The sequence below is a fragment of the Dyella nitratireducens genome (assembly GCF_014642835.1).
Taxonomy (GTDB): Bacteria; Pseudomonadota; Gammaproteobacteria; order Xanthomonadales; family Rhodanobacteraceae; genus Dyella_B; species Dyella_B nitratireducens.
Genome location: NZ_BMJA01000006.1, coordinates 194,627 through 213,313 on the forward strand (window position 1 = coordinate 194,627; position 18,687 = coordinate 213,313).

An 18,687-nucleotide genomic window follows, 5' to 3' on the forward strand; every position below is an offset into this window, starting at 1 on the left:
CGCCCTCACCTTCGAATAAAGGCGTTACCCGTGTTACGAGGCATCATCGCATTTGCGCTGTCCCGACGTTCCGTCGTCATGATGGCCCTGCTGGCGTTTTTCGCCGCGGGCCTGATGGCATACAACAAACTCAACATCGAGGCTTACCCCAATCCAGCGCCGGTGATTCTGGAAATCACCGCGCAGGCACCGGGCTTGTCCGCCGAAGAAATGGAGCGACTCTACACGCGCCCGATGGAACTAGGTGTCGCGACCACGCCCGGCGTGGACAACATCCGCTCCACCTCGTTCTATGGCTTGTCGTTCGTGCGTGTGACCTTCAAGTACGGCGTGGATTACAACTTCGCTTACACGCGCACCGCGATCAATCTGCAGCAGAACGTCAGCCTGCCCAACAACGTGCAACCGCAAATCCAGGCGTCAAGCCTGGTTGGCGAGATTTTTCGCTATCAACTGGTGGGGCCGCCGCATTTCGGCCTCACTAACCTGCGCACGCTGCAGGATTGGGTGGTATCGCATCGCCTGCTGTCGGTGCCCGGCGTGGGCCAGGTGGTGACCTGGGGCGGCACCACCAAGGAATACCACGTCGACGTGGATATGCCGAAGCTGGAAGGCTACAAGCTCACGCTGCCGCAGGTCGTCAATGCGCTGGGTAATGCGAATGAAAACGTCGGCGGACGCACCATCGACCTCGGCCAGCAATCGGTAAATGTGCGTGGCGTCGGCCTGATCGCCGATACCAACGACATCAAGAACGTGGTGCTATCTCAAAACAATGGCACGCCCATCTTGGTAAAAAACATTGCCAATGTTTCGGTGGGCAGTGCGCCGCGTCTGGGGAAAGCCGGACGCGACGATCAAAGCGACGTCGTCACCGGCATTGTCGTGATGAACCCCACCGAACGCACCAACGAGGTGATCGCACGCGTCAAAGCGGAAGTGGATCGGCTCAACCATGACGGCACACTGCCGCCAGGCGTGAAAGTCGTACCGTTCTACGACCGCTCGAGCCTGGTGGGGGTAACCACACATACGGTGCTGCACAACCTGCTCTTCGGTTGCCTGTTGGTATTCCTGATCCAATGGGTTTTCCTGGGCGATCTGCGCAGCGCCTTGATCGTAAGCGCGAACATTCCGGTGGCGCTGTTCTTCAGCATCATTATCTTGGTGGCATGCGGCGATTCGGCCAACTTGCTCTCGGTGGGCGCGGTCGACTTCGGCATCATCGTCGACTCGGCGGTGATCATGATCGAAAACATCTTCCGCAACTTGCAAACCGGCAAGGAAGAGCAGCAGGAACTCTTGCACTACTACGCCGAAAGCCGCGGCGGCGCCGGCCCCACGGGTCCGGGAAGCCATGGCTGGACCGACCACATCCGCATGCTCTACGTGAGTGCGATGCAGGTGGATCGCGCGGTACTGTTCTCTTCCGCGATCACGGTGGCAGCGTTTATCCCGCTGTTTACCATGCAGGGCGTGGAAGGGCAGATCTTCAACCCGATGGCGCGCACCTACGCGTACGCCTTGTCGGGTGCACTGATCGCCACCTTCACCGTTACGCCTGTGCTCGCTTCGCTATTGCTGCCCAAGCACGTGAAAGAGGTTGAAACGATCTTCGTGCGCGGTATTCGCAGCGTCTATTCGCCGGTGCTGCGCTGGGCCTTGCGCCGGCGCAAGCTCACCGTGGGCTTGGGTTTGTGCTTTCTGCTACTGGCCGCCTTGCTGCTGCCGCGCATCGGCACGGAGTTCCTGCCCTCGCTGGAGGAAGGCAACCTGTGGATCCGCGCCAGTATGCCGCCAACCATTTCGCTGGACGCCGGCATGAAGATGGTCGATCGCATGCGGCACATCATCAAATCGCATCCGGAAGTGATCACCGTCGTGTCGCAGCACGGCCGCCCCGACGACGGCAGCGATGCGGCAGGCTTCTACAACGTGGAACTGTTCGTGCCGCTGAAGCCGGAAGGCGACTGGCCAAACGGCGACAGCAAGGCCAAGCTGATCGCCAGTTTGCAGCAGCAATTCAACGCAGCATTTCCCGGCGTGGGCTTCAACTTCTCGCAATACATTCAGGACAACGTGGAAGAAGCGCTGTCCGGCGTGAAAGGCGCCAACGCGGTGAAGATTCTCGGCCCTGATCTGGGTGAACTGGAAAAGCTCGCCGATGACGTGATGCACCAGATGCAGCAAGTACGCGGCGTACAGGATCTGGGTGTATTCCACGTACTGGGCCAGCCCAACCTCAATATCACCGTCGACCGCGCCAAGGCAGCGCGTTATGGCCTCAACACCGGTGACGTCAATACGGTGATTCAAGCCGCACTGGCTGGTGCGCAAGCAACCACGGTGCAGGAAGGCGAAAAACAATTTGCGCTAGTCGTGCGACTGGCCTCGCAAGACCGATCGAGCATTGACGCCATCGGCAACATCATGGTGGGTTATACGAACTCCGCCGGGAATACGGCGTATGTGCCGCTGCGAGAGGTCGCGAACATCTCGCTCGATACCGGCGCCTCCTACATCTATCACGAACGCAACGAGCGCTACATCCCGGTGAAATTCAGCGTGCGTGACCGCGATCTGGGCAGCACGGTGGAAGAAGCGCAGCGACGCATCGCGCAGAACGTGAAACTACCCAGCGGCTATCACCTGAGTTGGGCGGGTGAGTTTTCCGATATGCAGGCAGCAAAGCAACGGTTGGCGGTAGTACTGCCGATCGCCATCGGCTTGATTCTCGCGCTGCTCTTTACGCTGTTCAATTCGTTGCGCGACAGCCTGCTTACCTTGGCGGCGATTCCATTCTCGATTGCCGGCGGTATCATCGCGCTTTATCTGTCCGGCTTGAACCTAAGTGTGTCGGCGGCGATCGGTTTCGTCTCGCTGTTCGGCGTGTCGGTGATGAACGGCATTTTGGTCATCACCTATTTCAATCATCTGGTGTTCGAAGGCAAACCTCCGCTGGAAGCGATGTACCTGGCCGCGGAACAACGCATGCGCCCGATGCTGATGACCGCCTTCTCCGCTTGCATCGGCCTATTCCCCGCCGCCATTTCGCAAGGCATCGGCAGCCAGGTGCAGCGTCCGCTCGCCACCGTGGTAGTGGGCGGCATGCTGCTGGGTCCGATCATGCTGCTGATCGTGGCGCCTGCGCTGCAGGTGATGGTGGTGGAATGGTCGCAGGCACGCCGTGCAAGACGGCAACGCCTTGCCGGCCAGGAAGAGGGGGCGTGAGCATGAACATACCTGCTTGCTCATGCAGAGTGGGGATCCTTGCGCTGATCACGCTCAGTGCGGGTTGCGCCGTCGGCCCTGACTACCATCGCTCCAATGTGCCATTGCCGGATAGTTTTACGCGTGCGACCACACCCAAAACGATCGGCGATGCTTCGACGCATGACGCACAGCGCCTGATGCAAGGCGAAGCGGTGCAACGCGATTGGTGGCGTGCCTTCGATTCGCCGGCCTTGAACGATCTGGTGCAACGCGCCCTGGCGCACAATCCCACCATCGACGCAGCGCAAGCGGCACTGCGGCAGGCGCAAGAAAACGTTGCTGCGCAACGCGCCAGTTATTTTCCCGCGATACAAGCCAGCTATTCGCCCTCGCGCAACCGCAACGCCGTGGGCACGATTTCGCCAACGCTTAGCTCGGGACAAACCTATTACAGCTTGCACACCGCGCAGTTGACCGTGGGCTATGTGGCCGATGTGTTCGGTGCGAATCGCCGTGAGGTGGAATCGCTAAGCGCGCAGGCAGACATGCAGCGCTACGAGCTTGACGCAACGTATGTGACGCTTGCCGCCAACGTCGTGAACGCGGCCGTGCAGGCGGCAAGCCTGCGTGAACAGATCCAGGCGACACAGGCGATGATCGACGCCGATGCCCACGCGCTATCCATTCTGCAGCAGCAAGCCGCCATGGGTGGAGCCACCGGCCTGGACGTCGCAGCCCAAGCCACTGCGCTTGCGCAGGCCAGGCAAAATCTGCCCGTACTGGAGAAACAGCTCGAACAAACACGAGATTTGCTGGCAGTATTGCTTGGAGAACCGCCATCGCAAGCCGGCGACACCGATCTCGAACTGGCAACACTGCGCTTGCCCGCGTCATTGCCATTGAGCCTGCCGGCACAAATCATTCGCCAACGTCCGGATGTATTGGCCGCCGAAGCCCAGGTGCATGCAGCCAGCGCAGAAGTCGGCGTAGCGGTCGCGAACCGGCTGCCGCAATTTTCCATCTCGGCACAATACGGCGGCAGTGCGACCCAGTTCAGCCGCATGTTCACCGACGACAACGTGTTCTGGAGTTTGACCGGCACCGTGTCGCAGACGCTGTTCGATTTTGGCGCGCTGAAACATCATCAACGCGCCGCCGAAGCAGCGCTGGATCAAGCTAAGGCGCAATACCGCAACGTCGCGCTGACCGCCTTCCAGAATGTCGCCGATACGCTATACGCACTGGATGAAGACAGCAAAGCGCTCACCGCCGCGACGCAAGCCGAAGCTGCCACCCGCAAGACACGCGATCTCACTCAACAGCAACTGCAATTCGGTGCCACCAACGGCCTGGCTTTGCTCGCCGCGGAGCAGGCGTATCAGCAGGCCGTGGTAACCAGGATCCAGGCTGTCGCAGCGCGCTACGCCGACACGGTAGCTCTTTACCAAACGCTGGGCGGCGGATGGAAAGACCCTTCTGGAACGCCATAGTGTCCAGTGATTCTTGTGTGTTTGCGCGACAAAAAAGCCGCTGGATATCCAGCGGCTTTTTTGTTTAGTCCGAAGTGGCCGGCATCGGCCACTTCGAGTGGTATTGCTTACCAGTCGTAAGTGATGCCGATCTGGATGGTACGCGGCGCTTCGATCGCAGCTACCGGATAACCATAGGTCTGATAGATGAAGGGCGACTTGTACGTCGGGATTGACGAACCTGTAGTGCCGTATTGCGAACTGACCTGAGTGAGCTTCTGCTCGTTCGTGACGTTGCGAACCTGAAGCTGGAAAGCCAGCTTCTTGTCGGCCCATTCCGGACGATACATGACCGCCAGATCCAGGGTATGGATCCAGGGCGTGAAGCCCGTGCTGCCCGGAGGTGCCGGGTTGCCGCCGCACCAGTGGGTGAAACTGCCGTAACCCAGACCCGGGTTGCTCTGGTTGGGACCGTAGAAGCCAAGGCAGTCCGTCGGCGTGCCCGAAGCCAGCGTCAACACACCGCTGACCGACCATTCCGGCAGGAACTGGTACGTGCCATAGCCCTTCAGCACATGCTTGCGCGAGTTGGCCTGGACGCCGTTGGCGTACGACATGATCTGGCCGTAGTCCCACTGCGTCGTGGCCGACACCGAGGTGCTGCCCTGACCAATGTTCGCCTGCACCGGGCCGTCGGTGGTGCCATAGCTCTTCGAATAAACGTAGTCGAGCTTGGCCGTCCACTTACCGTCCCACGGATGCTCCAGGAACATCTCCAGCGAGTAGTAATTGCGGTAGGCACGCGGGAAGCCCAGCTGAGCTGGACCCGCCCAGCCATAAGCGTAACCACCATTGAGGTTCTGCACCTTGTAGAGGTTGCTCGAGCCCGGGTTGATCAGAATGCTGGGGTTGACATACAGGCTGTTGCCGCAGTTGGCATTCAGATTGATCGGCTGGCTGGCCAGACCCGGGTTCTGCGCCAGGATGGCCTGACAGACCGCCAAAGCGCCTTCACCCGTATCGTCAACGATGCGACCCAGCTTGGTCCACGTCGCCGTTACGCCATAATCCCAGGACGGATTGATCTGCTGCTGGAAGCCCAGCACATAGGAATCCTGGTATTCCGGCCGCACATTCTGCGCAGCCACCGTGCCCGGATCGAGCTTCTGGCCATACTCGTTGTTGAGCGAAACCGGCACACCCAGACCCGCAGTCTGGCCAACCGAGTAGATCGGCGTCAGGCCGGTAGGCAAGCCATTGGCATCGATTCCCGTGTAGGTGTAGTACTGGCCGGTATACGTGGACGGCGAGGCCTCGCGCAGCGCAACGCCCGACGGCAGCGCCAGGAAGTAGCGACCGACGTTACCGAACAGCTTCATGCTGGAATCACCCAGGATGTCCCAGCTGAAGCCCAGACGCGGCGCCCACTGCGGCCGGGTCATGCGCACATATGCCTGGCCATACGGGTTGTAGTTCTGGAACTCGTCGTTACGAAGACCCAGGTTCAGCAACAGGTTCGGAGTGACCTGCCAGGTGTCCTTGATGTACTGCGCACGCTGTGTCACCTGTACGGTGGTGCCGGTCTGGAAGATGTACTTCTGCACGTAGTACGGCGAGTTAATCGCACTTACGTAAGGACCGACTGCTGGAATCGGACCAGCGTTGCCGACGAGCGGCACACCAGGCGTACCCGTAAGGTACTGCCATGCATAACCCGGCCCGGTCATGATCGAACCATCGTCGATATCGCGCGTGGTCTGGTTATCGATACCAGCTGCCAGCGTGTGATCGCCGAGCTTGTAGCTCAGGTCGAAACGGAAGTTGATGTTCTCCGACTTGTGACTCGGATTGTTGATGTTGGTGTTGATGTTGGAATTGGTGCAAGCCAGGCTTGGGCAATAAGCCGGGTTCTGGTTGGTGGCACCAATAATGGAAGGCAGGCTGTTGTTGGAGCCTGGCTGCACCGTGTAATACGAGCCGTCCATCTTGCCGAGCAGCACGTTCAAAGTCAGGTCATCGGTGATGTACGACGTGAATTTGCCGATGTAGATGTTGAACGTATGCTTGAACGACTGGTTATATCCGGCGAAGCCACCTTCCGTACGCGTGGCGTAATCGAAATTGTCGTAACTGGCGTTGTAGCTCTCCGACGACCGGATGTCCGTGAACGACAGCGTATTCGAATCGGTGATGTTCCAATCCAGCTTTGCGTAGTACTTCGGATCGCTAAACCGGTTGTTATAGACATACGGCGTAGCGGTCGAGCCCGTGTCCGTCTGGTTTTGTTTGTCGGCTTCTGCAGCCAGGAAGAAGAACAACTTGTCCTTGATCAGCGGGCCACCCACGTAGGCGTCGTAGATCTGTTCCCAGGTCTGGTCTTTATTGCGGTAATCGAGGATGCTGCCCACGCCTTGGGGGCCGCTGCCGGCGGGATAGGCCGGGTTCTCGTAATACACATTGGCCGGCGTACCCTGGATCCCCTTCGGCGTCCAGAACACGGCGCCACCGAAGTGCCAGGTATTGGTACCGCTCGCGCCCACCTGGCTGATCACGCCGCCGGTGGAACGACCGTACTCCGGGCCATAACCGTTGGTGAGCGTTTCCTGCTGGGCGATCGCGCCATAGGGCAGCGTGATACCGCCAGCGTTGCCAAGCGGGTCAGACGTATTGAAGCCGTTGATGTAGTAAGCGTTCTCGGCCACGGACGAACCACCGAAGGACACCATCGGTTCGCCAGTCGGACCGCTACCCAATGCGTTGGAGCCCTGCACCGTACCGGGAGCAAGCAAGGCAATGGCAGCACCCGTGCGAGCCAGCGGAAGATTCTTCAGCTGCTCGGAAGTGATGACGGTGCTTTCCTGCGTGGAAGTCACGTCAATCGGCGGGATGGCATTGGCCGTCACCATCACGGAAGACAGATTCTTCGCGGTCTCTGTGCCGCCACCGGCGGTCACGAAATCGACGGCGACAGACTTCGCGGCCAGCGCCGTGACGTTCTGCTTGGTCTGAACAGTCTGGCCATTCTGGACCAGGGTCACGGTGTATGTGCCTACCGGCAACGTGACGCTATAACGGCCGTCCTGACCCACCGCAACGGTGCGGTTGAAACCCGAACCACCGACGATCTGCACGGTTTCGCCAGCGGCGACCGGTGCCTGACCAAAAATCGTACCGGTGGTGGCCTGCGCCAGCACCTGTCCCGAAAAACCAAAACCCATCGCAACTGCAACAGCCAACGCAGTATGACGCGCCGGCATCCGGTTGGATGCGGGCACAAACTTTTTAACGCTCATTTAAGGTGCTCCCCAGCAGCAAGAAAAACAAAGAGGCAGAACCGTCAGCGAACATCCCTACCCAGCGCGGGTCCCACCCCGGCCAGATCACGGACAGACGACTTCCTTCCCATCCCCTACAAATTGCGTGGCCCAGAACTTAACAGGCCTTTAGCACTTTGCTGACGTGGAAATTAAGCGCTGGAGTAACAAAAAGTCAATGGTAAATAATTACGTCAATCGGCAATATTTTACGATTAACCGTCTTTTTTATGCGGCTTGCCATGCAATTTGTCGGACTAGTTTAAAAATTCATACGTACACTGTCAGTTTATCGCAAGCCTCACAGTCAAACGGCGCAAGAAAAGTCGGAAATTGTTCCCAGTTCGCCCTCGAGTTCCAGATGCTTATCCGTCCGTTCCGACGCATTCGACTCCGCAATGGGAATGTCGGCAGCACCAGCTCCTCGGGCAACCGATAATCATTATTGATGTCTTCGTCACAGATGACGGCGATCAGCAAATCAAATCACCGCTGATTTTTCTCTTTATCGATCGCCGCATTTACCAAAAAATAGTCTGCCGGCACGGATGGCGCCCAACAGTCCGGACGGGTTGAGTTACGCTGCGCGAACACAATTTACGATGGTCATCCCAGCCTCTGCGACTCGCGAGCCTTATGGATGCGAGGATTTCGGCACCGCATTCGTTTGCATTCCAGCAAGCGCTCGGCTTGCGGGAGCAGCTTGTTTGACTACGATCCACTACAGACGAGAAACACCATGGCGGCAGATCGGCCTCACCCTCCCCTCGACCGCACGGCGGGTCTATCCGCCGCTGCGCGCCGGCTGCTGGATGAAGCAGGCAAAGCATTGAGCCGGTCCGATCCCGATGCTGCGGAGCGTTCGTTGACTGGCGTATTGGCGATGGCACCGAGCGCCGCCGAAGCCTATCGGCTGCTGGGTGTGGCCAACCAAATGCGCGGCGATCACGCCACGGCGGTAACGCATCTACGGCGCTCGCTGGCACTGGGTTCCCATGATGCGATCACCATGATGGGCCTTGGTATTTCCCTGCACGAAAGCGGTGATGCCGACGAGGCCATTGCCAGCCTCCGCCAGGCCTGCACATTGGCGCCCGACATGGCCTCAGCCTGGTACAACCTGGGCAAGGCGCTGAAAGTGCAGCTTCGCCGCGAGGAAGCATGCGAGGCTTTGCAGCAAGCATTAGCGGTGGATGGCGCGCATACGTTGGCGCGAATAAGCCTGGCCGATGCCATGGTCGGTCTCGGCCGCATCGCAGATGCCGTGACGGAATACCGCGAAGTAGTTCGACGCCATCCTGAGCATGCCGATGCATGGTATGCACTGGCCAACCTGAAGACCGAGCCGCTCAGTAGTGATGACACCATCCGCCTGCAGCGCGCTTTTCGCAAACCGAATGTGCCTGCGGATGCACGCGTTTCGCTGGGGTTCGCCTTGGCCAAGGCCTTGGAAGATCAGGCGCAATACGCCGAAGCCTTCGACGTCTTGCGCGAGGCTAACGCATTGAAGCGTCGGCAAGTGCATTGGAACGCAGCGGTTGAACGTGCGTATGTGGACGCGATCATGGCGGCATTCGATCGTCCTCTACCCACGCCGATGGATCCTGAGCTGGGCAATGAGGTCATCTTCATCGCCAGCCTGCCGCGTTCCGGTTCGACACTGATCGAACAGATCCTTGCCTCGCACCCAAAAGTTGAGGGGGCTGATGAGATCGTTGATCTCCCACAGGTGCTCGAAGCCGAATCGAAGCGTCGCAAACAGCCTTTTCCGAACTGGGTGGCAAATGCTACGGCCGACGACTGGGCACGGCTCGGCCGCGAATACCTGGCGCGCACAGCACGCTGGCGGGAGCAACGTCCGCTGTTCACCGACAAAAACATGCTCAATTGGGAACACGTTGGTGCTCTGTTGGCGATGCTGCCAGGCGCGCGCATCGTGAACTGCCATCGTGATGCGGTGGAAACTTGCTTTGCCTGCTATCGCCAGCTTTTCAGCAACGGCTCGCACTTCAGTTATGACCTGGACGACATGGCGAGCTACTACAAAGATTTCGCTCGACTCAGCCGCTATTGGCAGCAGCACTATCCAGGACAGATTCTCGATTTCTCGTACGAGGCCTTGCTCGCCGATCCGGAAACCCAAACGCGACGACTGCTGGATTTCTGCAACCTGCCCTTCGATCCGGCTTGCCTCAACTTCCACAAGACGTCGCGCGTGGTGCTGAGCACCGCCAGCGCTGCACAAGTGCGCCAGCCACTACGCAAGGACACCGCACGTAGCGCACACTACGCAAAGCAGTTGGAACCGCTTCGCACACATCTAACGAAAGACCGACCGTAACGCCTATAAACGCGGGATTAAAACAAAAAGCCGCCGATGACTCGGCGGCTTTTTGTTTGATTCAAAAGTAACTGCCGAAGCAATTGGCAACCCAACTGCTTCGGCGCGATGCCTGACTTACCAGTCGTACGTGACACCGAGCTGGACGGTACGCGGCTGCTCCACAGCTTCATAACCCATGTAGGTAGCTGCGCCATTGTTAATCGCAGAGTTAACCGCAACGGCCGACTTGTACAAGGCGTTCGGCGAACCCGTGCTGCCGTAGTTCGACACCATCTGGGTGACTTTCTGCTCGTTGGCGATGTTGCGAACCTGCAGCTGGAAGGCCAGCTTCTTGTCCGCCCATTCCGGACGATATTGCAGTGCCAGATCCAGCGTGTGAATCCACGGCGTGAAGCCGGTCGTACCGGTCGGCGTCGGGTTGCCTCCGCACCAGTGGTAGTTACCCGGACCGTAGGCGAGACCCGGGTTGCTCTGGTTCGGGCCGTACAGACCCAAGCAGGACACCGGCGTGCCAGACGCCAACTGCAACACGGCGCTGACCGACCACTCTGGGAGGAACTGGTAGGTGCCATAGGCCTTCAACACGTGCTTGCGGTTGTTAGCCTGCAAGCCGTTGGCATTCGACATGATCGCCGTGTAGTCCCACTGCTCCGTCGCCGACTGCGAGGTACCACCCTGGCCAATGTTCGACTGCACCGGACCCTCGGACGTGCCGTAGCTCTTCGAGTACACGTAGTCGAGCTTGGCGTACCACTTACCGTCCCATACGTGCTCGAGGTACATCTCCAGCGAGTAGAAGTTACGGAAAGCCGGCGGGAAGCCCAACGTATCCGGGCTAACCGTCGCGTAGGAATAGCCACCGTTGAGGTTCTTGATCTTGTATTGCTGGGTGCTGCCCGGGTTGATCAGGATACTGGCGTTGACATACATGCTCGGGCCGCAGGTGGCACCCGATGCGGCCGGCTGATTGAGCAGGCCGGGGTTCTGTTGAAGCAAAGCGGTACAGATGGCGAGCGGGCCTTCACCCGTATCGTCGATGATGTGGTTCAACTTGGTCCACGTTGCGGTCACACCGTAATCCCAGCTCGGTGCAAACTGGTGCTGGAAGCCAAGTACGAACGAATCCTGGTACGACGCCTTCAGGTTCTGCGAAGCCACCGTCGAGGGGTCAAGCGCCGCGCCGTATTCGTTGTTCAACGACACCGGCACGCCATTGCCGCAGGTCTGGCCGCACGAATAAATCGGGGTCAGGCCCGTCGGGGTACCGTCCGTGTTGACGCCCGTATAGGTGTAGTACTGCGAGGTGAACGTGGAGGCCGACGCTTCACGCAAGGCCACACCGGTCGGCAGCGCCAAGTAGTAACGGCCCGCATTGCCGAACAACTTCATGCTGGAATCGCCCAGGATGTCCCAGCTGAAACCCAGACGCGGCGCCCACTGCGGCTTGGTCAGTCGCACATATGCCTGACCATTCGGGTTGTAGTTGGTGAACTGGTCGTTACGCAGGCCGAGGTTCAGTAACAGGTTGGGGGTAACCTGCCAGGTGTCCTTGATGTACTGCGCGTACTGCTTCACCTGCACCGTGGTAGCAGTCTGGAATACCGTCTTCTGTACGTAGTTGGCACCATTGATAGGTGCCACATACGGAGCGAAACCCGGCGTGGTGCCCGCAATCGGCGTACCCGCGATGGCGGTGTTCTGATACACCCATTGGTAACCCGTACCAGGCCCGGTCGGCAGCACACCGTCATTGATATCGCGTGTGGTCTGGTTGTCGAGACCCGCAGCAATCGTGTGGTTGCCCAGTTTGTAACTAAGATCGAAACGGAAGTTCGTTTCTGTCGACTTATGCGCCGGATTGGGGAAAGTCGGATTGACCTGGGTGTTGGAGTATCCAGCACCATTGTTGGGCGTTACACCATTGACCGATTGAAATTGCGGGTTGGTGACGTTGGGAACATCCGGAAGTCCGCCCGGCTGCTGTGTGAAGTACGTGCCGTTCATCTTGCCGAACAAAACATTCAAGGTCAGGTCGTCCGTGATGTACGACGTGAACTTGAAGATGTTCATGGTGAAGGTGTCTTTAAACGACGGTTCGAAGCCGGCGAAATCACCTTGTGTCTTGGTGTTGTAGTCGTAGTTGTAGAACGCGCCGTTGTACTGCTCCGAATTCCTGGCCGTGGTCCACGACAGGGTGTTCGAATCGGTGATGTTCCAGTCCAGCTTGCCGTAGTACTTCGGATTGGAATAGCTGTTCTGATACACGAACGGCGTACCGACGTTCTGACCGACATTGTCGTTGTTGTGATGGTCGGCTTCGGCTGCCAAGAAGAAGAACAACTTGTCTTTGATCAGCGGGCCTCCGACGTAAGCGTCGTACACCTGCTCCCACTGCGTGTTCTTGTTGCGATAGTCAAGCAAGCTGCCCGGCGACGTATTGCCTGAAGTAATCGCAGGGTTGTTGTAGTACACATTGCCCTGGTTACCCTGCAAGCCCTCCGGCGTAAAGAACACGGCGCCACCGAAATGCCACGTGTTGGTGCCGCTGGCGCCGACCTGACTGATCACGCCGCCGGTGGAGCGGCCGTATTCGGGGCCATAACCATTGGTCAGCGTTTCCTGCTGGGCGATCGCGCCGTATGGCAGCGTGATACCGCCTGAACCAGCAACCGGATCGGTGGTGTTGAAACCGTTGATGTAGTAGGCGTTCTCAACGACCGAACTGCCACCGAACGAAACCAGTGGCTCACCGGTCGGGCCGTTGCCGAGTGCGCTGGCGCCTTGCACGGTGCCCGGCGCCAGCAGCGCAATCGCCGCACCTGTGCGTGCCAGCGGCAGATTCTTCAGCTGCTGTGAGGTGATAACGGTGCTTTCCTGCGTCGACGTCACGTCGATCGGCGGAATGGCGTTGGCAGTCACCATCACTGACGACAGGCTCTTTGTCGCGCCGGTTGCGGACGTCGTCACGAAATCAACCGCGACGGACTTCGCGGCCAGCGCCGTAATGCCCTGCTTGGTCTGAAGCGTCTGGCCGTTCTGCATCAACATCACATCATACGTGCCGACCGGCAGCGTGATGCTGTAACGACCGTCCTGGCCAACCGCAACGCTGCGATTGAAACCCGAACCACCAACGATCTGCACGGTTTCGCCAGCGGCGACCGGTGCCTGACCGAAAATCGTACCGGTGGTGGCCTGCGCCAGCACCTGTCCGGAAAAACCGAAACCCATCGCCACTGCAACAGCCAGTGCGGTGTGACGAACCGGCATCCTGGTGGATGCGGGCACAAACTTTTTAATGTCCATTAGGGGGTCCCCAGCAGTAAGAGAAAAGAGATGGGACCGTCAGGGAACGTCATGTCTGGCGCAGGTCCCTCCCCCGCCAAATCACAAACGGACGGTTTTTTTCCCATCACCACCAAATTGCCTGGTCCAAAATAACTTGCTTAACGGACCTTTAGCACTTTGTTGTCCCGAAAATTAAGCGCTCGAATAACACAAAGTCAACAATAAATAATTACGGATGAAAGCATTTTCTTACGATTGATCATGTCTCGCGTGAGCTACAACCGGTCATTCGCAAAATTTACGCGCAGATCGTCAGCTTATCGCAAGCTTTTGGGTCAAATTGCGCAAGGAAACGCGGGGGATCATTCCCCCGGCTCGTCCTCAAATCGCAGATGCTTAACACTCCGTCCATTCCGGCGCACCAGCTTTAGTGCCTCAATGCCGATCCGGATGTGCGCCTCCACGTACTGCGCCGTGACGCTGCGATCACTCAGCTCGGTCTTCACCCCTTCCGGAATCATGGGTTGATCGGAAACCAGCAAGAGCGCACCACAAGGAATATGGTTGGCGAAGCCGGCGGCGAAGATGGTGGCCGTTTCCATATCCACAGCCATGCAGCGTGTGCGGCGCAAATACTCCTTGAATGTCTCGTCGTGTTCCCATACGCGCCGATTGGTGGTGTAGACCGTACCGGTCCAATAGTCGTGGCCAAGGTCGCGGATCATGGTGGAGACACCGCGCTGCAATTGGAATGCAGGCAACGCTGGCACCTCGGGTGGCAAATAATCATTGCTGGTGCCTTCGCCACGAATGGCAGCGATCGGCAAAATCAAATCGCCAAGCTGATTCTTCTTTTTCACGCCGCCGCATTTGCCAAGAAACAACACCGCGCTGGGTTGGATCGCACTCAGCAGATCCATCACCGTGGCGGCATTGGGGCTGCCCATGCCGAAGTTGATAAGCGTGATGTCATCGGCCGTCGCACTGGGCATGGGCCGATCGCGCCCTTGCACTTCCACGCCATGCCATTGCGCGAAGAGGTCGACGTAATGACCAAAATTGGTAAGCAGGATGTGGCTGCCGAATTGTTCGAGCGACATGCCGGTATAGCGCGGCAGCCAGTTGGTGACGATCTCGTATTTGGTCTTCATGCAAAGCTCTTGTTCCGGCGTGACGCACCTGCGCCACGCGTTACCGGCGACGCCACGCCGGCAGGGTGCCAAGTCTCAACACCCACCATCTTAGAGCCTGATCCAACACTGGTGTCCATATCCCATCCACCAGCCCCAAAAAAATTTCGATGACGATTCGTAGGTTGGGTTAGCGCAGCGTAACCCAGCGCCACTGCCTCGAATATGTCGGGTTACGCTGCGCTAACCCAACCTACAAACCACGCAAAAAAACACGCCTCGGCATAACCGAGGCGTGTGCGAAGTAAATAAGTCCCTCTGGTAAAAGAGAGACTCGTTGCAACTTAGTAGTCGTAAGACACCGAGAAACGCACGTAACGCGGCTGGGTGTAGTACATGCCAAGTCCATAGCTGTTGAGCACCGTGCCGGGCGATGCGGACTCGCTGGTGGCACTCCACTGAGTCGGCACCTGGCGATTCAGCACGTTGAATACATCCACGCCGAAGGCCAACTTCTGTTGCGCGAACATCGGGCGATACATCACACCCAGGTCCAGACGCGTGTTCCAGGGCATGCGGCCCGCTGCACCCGGAGCCGACGGCTGGGCGAAACAGTAATGGTAGGCCGCACCGTATCCCGACGGATCGGTGTCCGGCGCGGGGTAATAGCCAAGGCAGCTCTTCGGCGCACCCGAGGTTGCCAGGATGCGGCCCGAGACCATCCATTCCGGCGTAATCGCGTAAACACCATAGGCCTTGATCTGGTGTGTGCGGTCATTGAACAGCACGCCGTTGGCGTTCGCCATGAGCGCAGCGAAGTCCCAGTCCTCGGTCTTGCTGACGTCGGTCTGGCCGATATCCGAACGCACCTGGCCTTCGGTGTTGCCGTAGCTGCGCGAGAAGGTGTAATCCAGGCGCGCCTGCCACTTACCGTCGAACGGATGCTCCAAGTACATGTTCATCGCGTAGTACTTGCGCTTCGCGCCGTCGGTGAAGCCCCAGTCCTTGGTGGTCATCGTCACCTTGGTGTAGCCGCTGCCGTCCGCGCGCGCGACCAGGAAGTCGTTGCTGTGACCCGGGTTGAACAGTCGGCAGCCTGGCTGGTCGGTGACGTACTGACTTGCATCCAGCCCCATGGACGTCAGCTTGTCGGCAATCCTGCCTGTATCGCAAACGTCATCGATCGCGCTTTCCAGCTTGCGCAAGGTGAACTTCGCGCCCGTCGTCCAACTGGAACCCAACGTCTTGTCGAAGCCCAGGATCAACTCGTCCTGAAATTCCGAACGCAGGTTGGTGGCCGTGAACGTCTTCGGATCGGGCGTGACACCGTATTCGTTATCCGCCGAGTGCGCCGGCCCCAGTGCGGTCACGCCGGTCGGAGCACCATTCGCAGCGATACCGGTATAGGTGAAGTACTGATCGGTATAGGTGGATGCCGAAGCACCACGGATCGCTACGCTGCTCGGCAAGGCGAGGTAGTAACGGCCGAGGTTGGCGTACACCTTCATACTGGAATCACCGAACACATCCCAACTTGCACCCAAGCGCGGAGCCCACTGGTTGCCGCTGCGCACATAGGGCTGCTCGGAGTTGTTGAGGTTGGTGAACCTGTCGTTGCGTAGACCAACATCGAGCATCCAGCGGTCGGTCACCTGCCACTTGTCCTCCAGGTAGTACGCTTTTTGCGCGACGGACATGCTGGTGGCATCGTGGAAAATGCGCTGACGCACGTAATAAGGCGTACCCGGTGCCGCCGAATAGCTGTTGATCGGATCGTTCGGCGTGCTGGTGACGAAGTAGTACCACGCATAACCAGGACCGCTGGTGATCTGCCCCTGATCGGCAGCGTGGTAATACATGTTGTCCATACCCACGGACAGATCATGGCTACCCAGGTGGTAATCGACATCCAAACGCAGACCATGCGTACGGGTCTTGGCATCAGGCGAGTTGATCAGGCGAACCGTGTTGTTGTTCGTGATCGTGCCACCGCCCGTGTAGGCCGGATTCTGGTTGATCGGGTTGGCGATAAACGGATCGGTTGCATTCTGGCCCGGAATCTCGGTGAAGTTGGTCACCTTGTTCTTGCCGAAGGTGGCGCTTACCGTCAGGTCCTGCGTGATGTAGCCGGTGTACTTGATGATGTCGAGCGTGGTCGAATTCTTCGACCAGATCGGGTACAGCCCGAGCGCACCACCCGTTTTACCCGTGCTGTAGTTGTAACCGTAGTATTCACCCGAGCTCACCTCCGGTGAAATCGCGGGATTGCCGGTGGGATCGATGTTGCCAGCGTCACCCGGCTGCTTGTTCACGATGTGCGTGAGTTCCAGCAGGTTGTTGTCGGTGATGTTCCAGTTGATCTTGCCGTAGAACTTCTGCAGCTTGTTGGTGTACTTGAGGTACGCAGCCTGCGAAGCATCCGAGGTATTGGTGCTGGTGCCTTCCACCTTCTCCGATTCCGCCGCCAGGAAGAAGAACAGCTTGTCCTTGATCAACGGACCACCCACGTAGGCGTCATACACTGTGCGCCACTGCTTGTCGTTCTGGCGAGCCTGGTAAATCGTGCCTGCCAGCGGCTTAGCCAGCTTGGGATAACTGTAGCCAGCCGGCAGCGCCATGTTCGGGTAATAGCGGTTCACCGGATCGGACTCGGCAAAGCGCGGCTCCCAGATCATCTGGCCGCCGAAGTGCCACTCGTTGGTGCCTTGCTTGCCGATCTGGTTGATCACGCCGCCATCGGAACGGCCATACTTCGCGCTGTAGCCGCCAATGTAGGTTTCCTGCTGATCGATCGAACCGTAGGGCAAGCCCACGCCGCCCAGGTTGGACAGCGGATCGGAGCTGCTGAAGCCGTTGATGTAGTAAGCGTTCTCGCTCGGGCTGCCGCCACCGAAGGAGAGCGAGTTATTGAAGAAGCCACTGCCCTGCACCACGCCCGGTGCCAGCAATGCGATCGCTTCAGCGGTACGGCCGAGCGGTAGGCGCTCGAGGTCCTTGGAAGTAATCACCGAACGCGAGTCGACCGAGGTCACGTCGATCTGTGGAATCGAGTTGGCGCTCACCGTCACGGTATTGAGGGTCTTGGCCGCGAAGCTGACTTCCGTGCCCACACCCACGTTGAGGGTCACGTCGTTGCGGGTATCCACAACGGCGCCATCTTTTTTCAGTTGAACCGTATAGACGCCAACCGGCAAGTTGGCGATGCGATAGCGACCGGTGCCATCCACCGTCACGTCGCGGTTGATGCCCGTCTGGCTGGTCACCGTTACCGAATCGCCGACCGGCGCCTGGCCGAAGAACGAACCGGTCGTGGACTGCGCCATGGCCACGCCAGTGAAACCGAAACTGATTGCAAGAGCCGCAGCAAGAGCGTGACGGCGAGGCTTACCCGCGCCGATCAAGTGGTGCTTAGTCATTATTTGAAATCTCCCCAGGAAGCCCGTTGGGCCAAAAAACACGGCCTGCACGAACTGCTCGTGCAAGCCCCGAACAAGCAGGGCACCACGCCGTCTTTGCCAAGAAACCCTTACGCATCACCTGGCAAATCCCCCTGTGGTTACGCGATCCGCATCGATTGCAATCCATGCAAGCCGCTGCCCTTTTGGCAAGAACTTACGTTACCGCTTGGATGGGTGTCAACAATTTCTTAGCAATATTTCATAACTTCTTACGCCACCAACCTGAAGAGTGGCGCGTGGTATTTTTATATTAACTGTATGTTTTTAAACAATTATTAGAAAAGATAAACACATCAGTTACTGACGTATATCTGACGATAAACGCATGATTTAGCAAGACAAACGAAGCCACGGCCGCCAGCAGCGGCATCAATCGCAAGAATTAGTCACAAGAAATCGCTCTCTGGCACAGGTTATGCGTGCCAAGGCTGTTGATCACGGCCTGCCATTCGCACGGCGCGCGTTTCGTCA

Annotated in this window: 7 protein-coding genes; 3 read left to right on the forward strand and 4 right to left on the reverse strand. The window is 58.4% G+C overall.

Annotated elements, in window-relative coordinates:
- Positions 1-30 precede the first annotated feature (30 nt).
- Together IEX75_RS22685 and IEX75_RS22690 are read left to right on the forward strand one after the other, a co-directional pair.
- Positions 31-3,231, forward strand: a complete 3,201-nt coding sequence (locus IEX75_RS22685; RefSeq protein ID WP_188798075.1) for an efflux RND transporter permease subunit — start codon at positions 31-33, stop codon at positions 3,229-3,231.
- Between the two features lie 2 nt (positions 3,232-3,233).
- Positions 3,234-4,703 carry an efflux transporter outer membrane subunit gene (locus IEX75_RS22690; RefSeq protein WP_229721038.1) on the forward strand — a complete coding sequence of 490 codons (1,470 nt, stop codon included), beginning with the start codon at positions 3,234-3,236 and terminating at the stop codon, positions 4,701-4,703.
- Between the two features lie 107 nt (positions 4,704-4,810).
- Here IEX75_RS22690 and IEX75_RS22695 read toward each other — a convergent pair whose 3' ends face one another.
- Positions 4,811-7,975, reverse strand: a complete 3,165-nt coding sequence (locus IEX75_RS22695; RefSeq protein ID WP_229721039.1) for a TonB-dependent receptor — start codon at positions 7,973-7,975, stop codon at positions 4,811-4,813.
- 760 nt (positions 7,976-8,735) lie between these two features.
- Here IEX75_RS22695 and IEX75_RS22700 point away from each other — a divergent pair.
- Entirely contained in the window at positions 8,736-10,337 is a 1,602-nt protein-coding gene (locus tag IEX75_RS22700) for a tetratricopeptide repeat-containing sulfotransferase family protein (protein WP_188798080.1), read from the forward strand.
- Positions 10,338-10,454: 117 nt separating this feature from the next.
- Here IEX75_RS22700 and IEX75_RS22705 read toward each other — a convergent pair whose 3' ends face one another.
- The 3 genes from IEX75_RS22705 to IEX75_RS22715 all read right to left on the reverse strand — a co-directional run bounded on the left by IEX75_RS22705 (position 10,455) and on the right by IEX75_RS22715 (position 18,174).
- Positions 10,455-13,646 carry a TonB-dependent receptor gene (locus tag IEX75_RS22705; protein ID WP_188798082.1) on the reverse strand — a complete coding sequence of 1,064 codons (3,192 nt, stop codon included), beginning with the start codon at positions 13,644-13,646 and terminating at the stop codon, positions 10,455-10,457.
- A 344-nt stretch (positions 13,647-13,990) separates the two neighbouring features.
- Complete coding sequence (locus tag IEX75_RS22710; protein ID WP_188798083.1) at positions 13,991-14,779, reverse strand: AMP nucleosidase; 789 nt, start codon at positions 14,777-14,779, stop codon at positions 13,991-13,993.
- Positions 14,780-15,102: 323 nt separating this feature from the next.
- Positions 15,103-18,174 (reverse strand): TonB-dependent receptor, encoded by a 3,072-nt coding sequence (locus IEX75_RS22715; RefSeq protein ID WP_188798085.1) that lies wholly within the window; start codon positions 18,172-18,174, stop codon positions 15,103-15,105.
- Positions 18,175-18,687: the final 513 nt, after the last annotated feature.